Annotated in this window: 8 protein-coding genes and 1 pseudogene; 6 read left to right on the plus strand and 3 right to left on the minus strand. The window is 69.8% G+C overall.

Annotated features, from left to right (window positions below):
- Positions 1-117 precede the first annotated feature (117 nt).
- Positions 118-357, plus strand: a complete 240-nt coding sequence (locus A6V29_RS15925; protein ID WP_170977902.1) for a hypothetical protein — start codon at positions 118-120, stop codon at positions 355-357.
- A 25-nt stretch (positions 358-382) separates the two neighbouring features.
- Here the strand turns inward: A6V29_RS15925 and A6V29_RS15930 are convergent, their stop codons facing one another.
- Both A6V29_RS15930 and A6V29_RS22220 read right to left on the minus strand, forming a co-directional pair.
- The gene (locus A6V29_RS15930) at positions 383-1,099 is read right to left on the minus strand and encodes a sensor histidine kinase (protein WP_137161220.1); all 717 of its coding nucleotides are present in this window, start codon (positions 1,097-1,099) and stop codon (positions 383-385) included.
- Positions 1,100-1,254: 155 nt separating this feature from the next.
- Positions 1,255-1,914: pseudogene (locus A6V29_RS22220) on the minus strand (PAS domain-containing protein); the annotation flags it as partial.
- A 296-nt stretch (positions 1,915-2,210) separates the two neighbouring features.
- Here A6V29_RS22220 and A6V29_RS15940 point away from each other — a divergent pair.
- On the plus strand, positions 2,211-3,299 hold the full coding sequence (locus A6V29_RS15940) for an HD domain-containing phosphohydrolase (protein WP_283956369.1): 1,089 nt from the start codon (positions 2,211-2,213) through the stop codon (positions 3,297-3,299).
- A 7-nt stretch (positions 3,300-3,306) separates the two neighbouring features.
- Here the strand turns inward: A6V29_RS15940 and A6V29_RS15945 are convergent, their stop codons facing one another.
- The gene (locus tag A6V29_RS15945) at positions 3,307-5,085 is read right to left on the minus strand and encodes a putative bifunctional diguanylate cyclase/phosphodiesterase (protein WP_249933277.1); all 1,779 of its coding nucleotides are present in this window, start codon (positions 5,083-5,085) and stop codon (positions 3,307-3,309) included.
- A gap of 509 nt (positions 5,086-5,594) precedes the next feature.
- Here A6V29_RS15945 and A6V29_RS15950 point away from each other — a divergent pair.
- From A6V29_RS15950 to A6V29_RS15965, 4 genes are all read left to right on the plus strand, one after another.
- Positions 5,595-6,005, plus strand: coding sequence for a hypothetical protein (locus A6V29_RS15950; protein WP_137161223.1), 411 nt, complete (start codon positions 5,595-5,597; stop codon positions 6,003-6,005).
- 12 nt (positions 6,006-6,017) lie between these two features.
- Positions 6,018-6,545 carry a response regulator transcription factor gene (locus A6V29_RS15955; RefSeq protein WP_137161224.1) on the plus strand — a complete coding sequence of 176 codons (528 nt, stop codon included), beginning with the start codon at positions 6,018-6,020 and terminating at the stop codon, positions 6,543-6,545.
- 195 nt (positions 6,546-6,740) lie between these two features.
- Entirely contained in the window at positions 6,741-7,646 is a 906-nt protein-coding gene (locus A6V29_RS15960) for a LysR family transcriptional regulator (protein WP_170977904.1), read from the plus strand.
- Between the two features lie 336 nt (positions 7,647-7,982).
- A complete protein-coding gene (locus A6V29_RS15965; RefSeq protein WP_137161226.1) occupies positions 7,983-8,489 on the plus strand; it encodes a hypothetical protein in 507 nt (168 codons plus the stop codon).
- The last annotated feature ends 232 nt before the right edge of the window (positions 8,490-8,721 follow it).

Genomic DNA, 8,721 nt, shown 5'->3' on the forward strand with positions numbered 1-8,721 from the left:
GCTCCCGTACCTGACGGATGCAGCCCGCGTCGCTCCACGCTAGGAGCGCGGCGACAGCGGGTGTATCGGTCGATCGGCCGATGCCGGAGCCGCGGCGGCACGGGAACGATCCAGGGCATGCGCGTAGAGGAGCTGTCCGGCGTCGACGCCCGGGTGTACCGGGCCGTCGCCGAGTTGGAGCACGACGCCGTCTCGCCGCGGCTCGGAGACATCGTCCGGCACACCGGTCTCGACGCCGAGGAGGTTCGGGCCGCCGTTCACCGGCTGCTGCACACCGAGCCCAAGATCCTGCACGAGGTGCCCGACCCCGACCGGACCGATCTCGGGCCGTTCTACGAGCTCGCCCCGCGCAGCTGAGCGTCGCCGCCGCCTGCCGCCGCCGTCAGGCGACCGCCGCCGGCGAGGGGCCCGCGGCGGCCTCGTCCCCCGCCAGACCCTCGACGGGAATGCGCACCGAGAAGGTGGTTCCCTCACCGGGCACGGACTCCACCTCCAGCGTCCCGCCGTGGCCTTCCTGGACCACAGCACGAGCCAGCGGGAGCCCCTGTCCACTGCCCCGACCGACGTCCTTGGTCGTGAAGAACGGATCGAAGATCTTCGGGCGCACGTCATCAGGGATTCCCGCGCCGGTGTCCCTGACGCGGACGACGACCTCCGCACCGTCCAGCGCCGTGGCCACCGTGATGACGCCGCGGCGTCCTGTCTCTCCGATGGCGTCCGCGGCGTTCACTATCAGGTTCAGGAACACCTGGTTGAGGTCGGCGATGTTGCACCGCACGAGCGGCAGGTCAGCCAGGTCCAGCACCAGATCGGCGACCTCGCTGACTTGATGCCGGGTCACGGTGACGGTGGCCGCCAGCGCCTCGTTGAGGTCGGCGGGCACCTGCTCCTTGAGACCCGGATGGCTGAACGTCTTCATGGCCCGGACGATCGTGGACACCCGCTCGATGCCCTCCAGCGTCTGTTCGACGGCGCTGGGGATCTCCTTCTGGAGGTAGTCGAAGTCGATGCCTGCCTCGGCCCGGCGCACGCGTTCCTGCCGCTCCATCCAGCCGATGGGGTTCGAGGTGTCCAGCAGCCCGCGGTAGACCTCGACCACGCGGATGAGTTCCTGGTAGGCCTCCTCGAGGAAGCGGGCGTTGTCCCCGACGAACTGGATGGGCGAGTTGATCTCGTGGCCAGGCCTGCGGAGAGCCGGCCCAGCGACTCCAGCTTCGACTCCTGGTGGAACTCGGCGTCGCGAGCCTTCTGTGCACCGATGTCCCGCCCGACCCCCACGACCCCGCAGGGCACACCGTCCGGGTCGCAGATCCGGGACAGGATCAACGACGTGTGCACAGTGGATCCGTCCGCGCGCCGATGTGCGATCTCGACCGTGCAGGGCACCCCGTCCATCACCCCGGCCACCGCCTCGACGATGGTCGCGGCCACATCCGGGTCGAGGGATGTGAACGACCGCCCCAGCACCTCATCGCGCGCGTACCCGTACAGCTCCGTGGCCGCTGGATTCCAGTCGGTGATCAGTCCGTCCAGCGAGACCGTGACGATGGCGTCCTCGGTGGAGGACAGGATGGCCGCGTAGCGTGCGAGTTCGTCGCTCTGCGCGGCGAGCCGCTCGTCCGCTTCTTCCAGGTGTCTGCACAGACGGATCGAGACGGTCGAGGTCGTGGCCCTCGCCACCCACAGGAGGCCCGAGGCGAACAGCAGCCCGGCACATGCACCCACCTGCCAGAGGCTGCCCATCGGCACGATCAGGAAGATTCCCACCGAGGCCATCGCCATGGCGTAACCGGCCAGGAGATCGATCCTGCCCCGGACGTGGGACCAGCGACCGCGCGGCATGGCCGCCCAGGTGGCCAGCCCACCGGCCGTACGTTCCGGCATGGCTGGGGTAGCGACGTCGTTCGTACGCATGTGAACTCCTGGCGATCACCGACATGGACCTCCTTCGGAAGCCAGTGAAGGTCTCGACAGCGGCCCTCCCCCGGTTGATCGCGCGTTCTCGATGGAGTCCATCGACGGAAGTCGGCTCTGCTCTGCTTGAAGCCGGACCTGACCGTGACGAGAGAAGTGGACGGCTGCGTTTCGCCGAGCGCAGACGCCGACAACCAGGAGTACCCGTGAATTTCTCGAATGGTCTGCCGTCCCGGACGGGTGAGGACTCCGCGTCAGTTCTCCTCGTCGACGACGAGGTCGCCATCCTGGACTGACTGAGGCGTCAACTCCGCAAGAAGTTCACGGTGCACACCGCCAACGGCGGTGCCGAGGCCCTGGCACTGCTGCAGAACGAGCCGGTCGCCGTCGTGGTCTCGGACATGCGGATGCCACAGATGGACGGTGCATCCTTCCTGTCCCGGGTCCGCGCCCTCTACCCGGACGTCGTCCGCATCCTGCTGACCGGCCAGACCGACACCCAGGCCGCGATCACCGCGGTCAACGGGGGGCCGATCTACCGCTTCCTCACCAAGGCCTGTCCCCCGGAGGTGCTCCTCGAGGAGCTCGGCAACGCCGTCGAGCTCAACCGCCTCACGGCCGCCGAGAAGGAACTGCTCGGCACGACCCTGCGCCGCACGGTGGAGGCGTTGATCGCCACGCTGTCCTTGGCGCAGCCCGCGGCGTTCGGTCGCGCGGTCCGGGTGACCCGGACCGTCACCGAGCTCGCCGAGGCCCTGGAGGTCAAGGAGCTGTGGGAACTGGAGTTGACGGCGATGCTGTCGCACCTCGGGTCCGTGACCCTTCCGCCGACCGTCCTCGCCAAGCTGGACGCCGGACGACCCCTGACCGAGGAAGAGGCGGAGATGGTCGGCCGCATTCCGGCGATCAGTCGCGATCTGGTGAGCACCATCCCGCGGCTGGAAGGCATCGCTAAGGCGATCGGCTGGCATCGCGCCCGCTACGACGGCGAGGGGTCGAGCATCGGCGTCCCCCGTGGGGAGGACCTCCCGCTGGCGGCTCGGATCCTCCGGCTGGCGGCCGACTTCGACGCCGGCATGTCGCAGCGGCCGTCGGTGCAGGCGACGATCACTGCGCTGCGAGCCGACGCCGGCGCGTACGACCCGCGGGTGCTGGCTGCGCGGGTGACGGCCCACGACGTCCCGGACACCCAGGCTCCGCCCCCGAGCCGTCGACGTCGACGATCTCGCGCCGGGCATGGTCGGCTTCGACGACGTCTACACGACCGAGGGCGTCCTGCTCGTCAGTCGAGGGACCGAGGTGACCGACGCGCTGATCCTCCGCATCGAGAACTACGCGCGACAGGATCGGGTCGAGGGCCAGATCCGAGTGCACGACTGAGTTGAACCGTCCTCACAGGCGCCTGGCACGTGCCGCGCCGTCGTCTCGAACGCCGATGACACTGCGGTCCTGCAGCCAGCTCAGCAGGTCCCCGGCCGGCATCGGCCGGGCGATGTAGTAGCCCTGGGCGAACGTGCAGCCCAGCGTCGCCGTCAGCGCCAGCTGTTCGACGGTTTCCACTCCCTCGGCGAGCGCACGCATGCCGAAGGCCTTGGCGAGGGCGACGATGGCGGCGATGGCCGCGGCTGACTCGCTCCGGCGATCGACCGCACCGGCGACCAGGCTGCGGTCGATCTTGAGGATCCCCGCGGGGATGTTGACCAGCTGCCCCAGCGACGAGAAGCCGCTGCCGAAGTCGTCGATCGCCACCTCGACGCCGGATCGGCGCATGGCAGCGAACTGCGCCGCCGCGCGCTCCGGATCCTCGGCCACCGTCGTCTCGGTGAGCTCGACGACAAGTCGTTCCGGCGGGAGACCCGACGCGGCAAGAGCCTCGGCGACGTCGTCCGCGATCGTTCCTGCCGCCAGCGAGGCGGCACTGACGTTGACGCTCACGCGCAGCGGCAGGCCCTGGTCCGCCCACTCCGTGGCCTGGCGGGTGGCGGCCGAGAGCACCCAGCGGGTGACCGGGGCGATCAGGTCGTAGACCTCGGCCAGGGCGATGAAGTCACCCGGTGGCAGTAGTCCACGCTCGGGATGCTGCCAGCGGACCAGCGCCTCGACGCCGTGCACCCGCCCGGTCGGGAGATGCAGGATCGGCTGGTAGTGGAGGACGAGCTGGTCGGCCTCGATGGCCTCGCGCAGCTCGCCGGCCACCCGAACCTTCTGCTGCACGGCGTCCCGGAGGTCCCCGCTGAACACGTGCAGCCGACTGCGGCCTCGCCGCTTGGCCGCGTCCATCGCAAGGTCGGCGTCTCGAACCAGCTCGGTCGGGCGGGCTCCGGAGGGGGCACCGCCCCGCGCGGTCGCGACCCCGATGCTCGCGGTCAAGCGAGCGGCCCGGCCGTCGAGGTCGAACGGCTCGTCGAAGATGCCCTGGAAGCGCTCCGCCAGCGCGACTCCACCCGCAGTGTCGCAGTTCCGGCAGACGACGACGAACTCGTCCCCACCGAGTCGCCCGACGCTGTCTTCCGACCGCGTCCGAGCGACCAGCCGCCCGGCGATCTGACGCAGCAGGTCGTCACCCACCTCATGTCCGAGCGAGTCGTTGACGTCCTTGAAGCCGTCGACATCCAGCAGGAGGACGGTGACCGGCGGTCGGTCCGGCCGCTGCAGTTCGGCGTCGATGAGCTCGTGGAGAGCAGCACGGTTCGGCAGAGCGGTGAGATCGTCGTGCCGCGCTCGCCACACCGACACCTGCTCCGCCTGCACCCGGTCGGTCACATCGGTATGGGTGACCACGACCTGCCCGTCCTCGCCCACTCGCGAGGCCTGCAGGTGGTACCAGCGGGCACCGATCGGATGCTTCACCGAGTAGTCCATGGCCACTGATTCACGCTCGCCGCGGGACAGCGCTCGCAGCGAGGCGACGATCCTCCGCCCGATGGCATTCCCGCATGCACGCCGGGCCGTGGCGAAGTAGTCGATCCCGGAACCCGCCTCGATGCGGTCGTCGTCGACCATTTCGACCGCGGCCTCCCACGCGCGGTTGGTCAGCAGGACGATGCCGTCGGAATCCAGCAGGACGGTCGGCGAGGGCAGTGCATCGAGTACTGCAACGGAGAGGACGGCCGGGTGCCCGCGGGCCATCCTGCCGCGCCTCGGGACGGGGACGAGATGAGTGCTGTGCACGAGAAACTCCCGGCGATATCCGAAATGGCTCCCCCGGTCGAGGGCATCTTAGAGTTCGTCGCGCAACGGCATTGAATTGAACGAGCGGTTTCGTTGGATGCTATCGAATGCGCCGATGGCCATGAACCGAGACATCCAGGAATTCGCACACGGGACACGAAGTGCCAGAAGTGGAGAGCCGAAGATCGGATCCATCGAAGACACATAGCTCGATCACGAGAGAATGGCCAGAGCGACGTGTCCGCCTGGACCGAACGCGTCCCGGATTTCGGAAGGCCTGCGACGAGGCGCCGGTACGGCACCGGCGGCTCTCACCGTCGTCTGCGGGCTGCGCTTCGACGGCCTGATGCACCGATGATCCGGAACGGATGCCATGCTGCACGGGACGACGTCCCACGGGAGGTGTTCGTCGTGCATCGATCCGGCAGCCGACGGCCGTCGCCCTCCGCGCCCGTCGACCGACCGCCGCAGGCAGTGCTCGACGTGGTGACGAACTGCCCGTTGCCTCGTTGCTGCTCGCGGTGCCGTCCGAGCAGATCGTGGCCGCGAGCGGCACGGCAGAGCGCCTGTTGTGCCCGGACGACGGTTCGGTGGTGGGCCGGAACTTCGAGGACTTCGCGGCCGACGAGCCGACTGGCGCGCTCGACCTTGTGGTGGCCGGCCACCTAGACGGCTGCGAGGCGCGGCGCGTGATTCGCCGCGGCGCACGCGACATCCCGGTGACCGTGTGGATCCGCGTGGTGGACGGACGAGAGGGACGCAGCTTCGCGCTCGCGATACTGCTGCCCGAGCAGCCAGCCCTCGGAGAGTCGCTGCCGCGACCGGAGGGAACGACCGCCCAGGCGGTCGTCGGCTCGACCGATGCGCATCTGACGGTGGACCGGGTCAGCACGGACGTCGTCGCGTTGCTGGGCCATTGAGCGGTCGATGTGGTGGGCCAGTCGTTGTTCAGGCTCGTCGATACGCCTGATGTGGGGCCGCTGTTGAAGGCGCTGGCTCGCAGTTCCGATGCCGGCCGGGGCACGAGTCTCGCGGTGCGACCGCAGCTGTTCGGCTTCCGCGCGAGCCGCTGCCTGCTGCTGTTGCTGCCGATGGAGCCCTCACCCAGTTTCGCCTTCGCGTTGCTCGACGATGAAGCCGCCGATGTGCTGGCGTCCGCGCTCGGCATGGAGCAGGCGCTGTGGCAGTTCGACGAGGTCGTGCGGGCGGCCACCGCATCACGGATGGCCGCGGAACTGCCGCCGGATCCTGAGCTGGGCCGGTTGTCCGGGCGGGAGCTGGAGATCGTGATGCGGCTGATGAACGGCGACCGCGTGCCGGCGATCGCCGAGGCGCTGTTCCTCAGCCAGAGCACGGTGCGCAACCATCTCTCGGCGGTGTTCCGCAAGCTGCGCGTCGGCTCGCAGCAACAGCTCATCCATCGGCTGCGCGGAACGGACGCTCCGCCTAGTCGATCGTGACAGGCCGTCCATACCGCAGCGGCCGGTGGGCGCCGATCCTCGGCATGTGACCGGCGGACGCACTCCTGGCGGGCATCCCGCAGAGGGTGTGTCTGCCGGCCGACGGCGGCCGCCGGTCACACATGGTGCGGGTCGATGGCAGACACAGACGGCAAGGGCGCTTCCGGTCGGCACCCTCCGTCGACCTGTCTCGCTGTGGAGCTGAGGCAGCTCGAGCACTTCCTCGCCGTCGTGGAGGAGGGCTCGTTCACCCGCGCCGCCGCCCGCGTGTACCTGGTGCAATCCAGCCTCTCGGCGTCGCTGCTGTCCCTGGAGCGCGAGCTGGGCACCGAGCTGTTCATCCGGGGCCACCGCGGGGCAGAGCTGACGGATGCGGGCCGGGCGTTCCTCGGCCCCGCCCGCGCAGCGCTGCGCGAGGCCAACCGAGCGCGCGACGCCGTCGCGGAGGTCAGAGGGCTGCTGCGCGGCTCGGTGCGCATCGCCACCGTGCCGCTCCCCGGGGCATTCGACGTGAGCCAGACCATCAGTGGGTTCCGCGCCGAGCATCCGGGCGTGAAATTGCGCGTCATCCCCTCCGGAACGCACGAGGCGGTGCAGCTCGTGGCCGAGGGACAGGCCGACTTTGCCATCGCCCCACCGCCTCCGCAGGCTGGCAGCACGCTGCGGTTCCAAACGCTGTACTCCACTCCGCTGGTGGCCATCTGCCCGGCCGGCCATCGGCTCGCCGGAGCACGCGACCTCGACCCACGGGAACTGGTGGAGGAGCACGTCATCGACCTGCCACGCGGATGGTGGGCCCGCGCCCTGTTCGATCGCCTGCACGAGGAGCAGGGACTCGACCGCGACGTCGGCCTGGAAGTCGCCGACTGGCACTCGATCCTGTCGATGGTGCAACGAGGCGTGGGGATCTCGTACGGCCCAGAGGCGTGCGTCGATCCGGAGACCTTCGACCGCATCGACCTCGTTCCGCTGGCCGGTGCACCCAGCTGGGAACTCGGCGTCGTCACCCGGGACGGCGGCCCGCACGGGGCCGCAGGCCGCGCCTTCCTCGACAGCTACCTGTCCCGGTGTCGCCAGCGGCGGGGCGACGTGCCGGAGTGAACAGACCTCGGTACTGGAAGTCGGCCAGCCACTTCGGCCCCGGTCTTCTCGGAGTGGTCGACGTTCCGGCGGGGAGCAGCTGAGGCCGAGCGCTCGGAGGCTGCCGGAGCTCCAGGTCCCATCGTCGCCGTCGATGGCAGCCACCGAAAGCGCGTGATGCAGCGGACGGCGCGTCGTGCCGAGTCCATCACCAGGGCCCCTGCGTGAGGGCCGCCGCCGGGACGGCCTGGAGCCGTGCGCGCAGATCGTCCCACCGACGCCGCGCGAGGAGTGGCGAGCGGTGGGGTCGTGCGCATCCCTCGGGTGCAACCGGCGGGATGACACGAAGGAACCCTGATGGGGATGAACAAGAGGGAGCGGGCCACGACCCCGACGCTCGCGTTCGACGGGTTCGGGACCGGCGGTGCCCTCCGCGTACGCCGGATCACGACTGTCGCCACCACCGCAGCTCTATCGGTGGGGCTGATGGGTCCGGTGGCGGCGGTGGCATCGACCGAGGCTGCTGCCGACCCCGTGGAGGTCATCGTCCCGGAGGCCGCCGGCGCCGGCGATCCCCCGGAGCAGGCCGTCGCCGCGCTCAGTGGCACCGTCGAGGAGCCGCTCGGCATCATCGACGGGTTCACCGCCACCCTTCCGGCGGACCGCCTGCCGGCACTGCGCGCGGCCCGCGGCGTCATCGCGGTCACCGAGAACGCACCGGTCGAACTGCTCGACGCCGTCCCCGCCGACGTCCAGGACCAGGTGGGTTCGATGTTCCGGGTCACACACGAGGTGATCGGCGCGACCGCCCTGTGGGAACGCGGCATAAGAAGCTGCGCGGGGCGGCCGGTCGCGCCTTCCTGAACGCGTATCTGGAGCGATGCACGGACATCCCTCCCCCGACCTCCCCGTCCCGGTCGGTCCGCTGACGTCGGTCCCCCCATCGGAGATCGCTCGTCTGGTCGATCCACGGAATCGATGGCCTGTCAGCGCCGTCTCGCGTGGGTATCGTCGCCCGCCTCTCGTCGGACCACCGCAGCCTTGGACGTGTGCACTCGTGCATCACCGGCCGCGGTGTCAACGACGGTCGAAAGTT

Source organism: Blastococcus sp. CCUG 61487 (assembly GCF_005222955.1).
GTDB lineage: Bacteria > Actinomycetota > Actinomycetes > Mycobacteriales > Geodermatophilaceae > Blastococcus.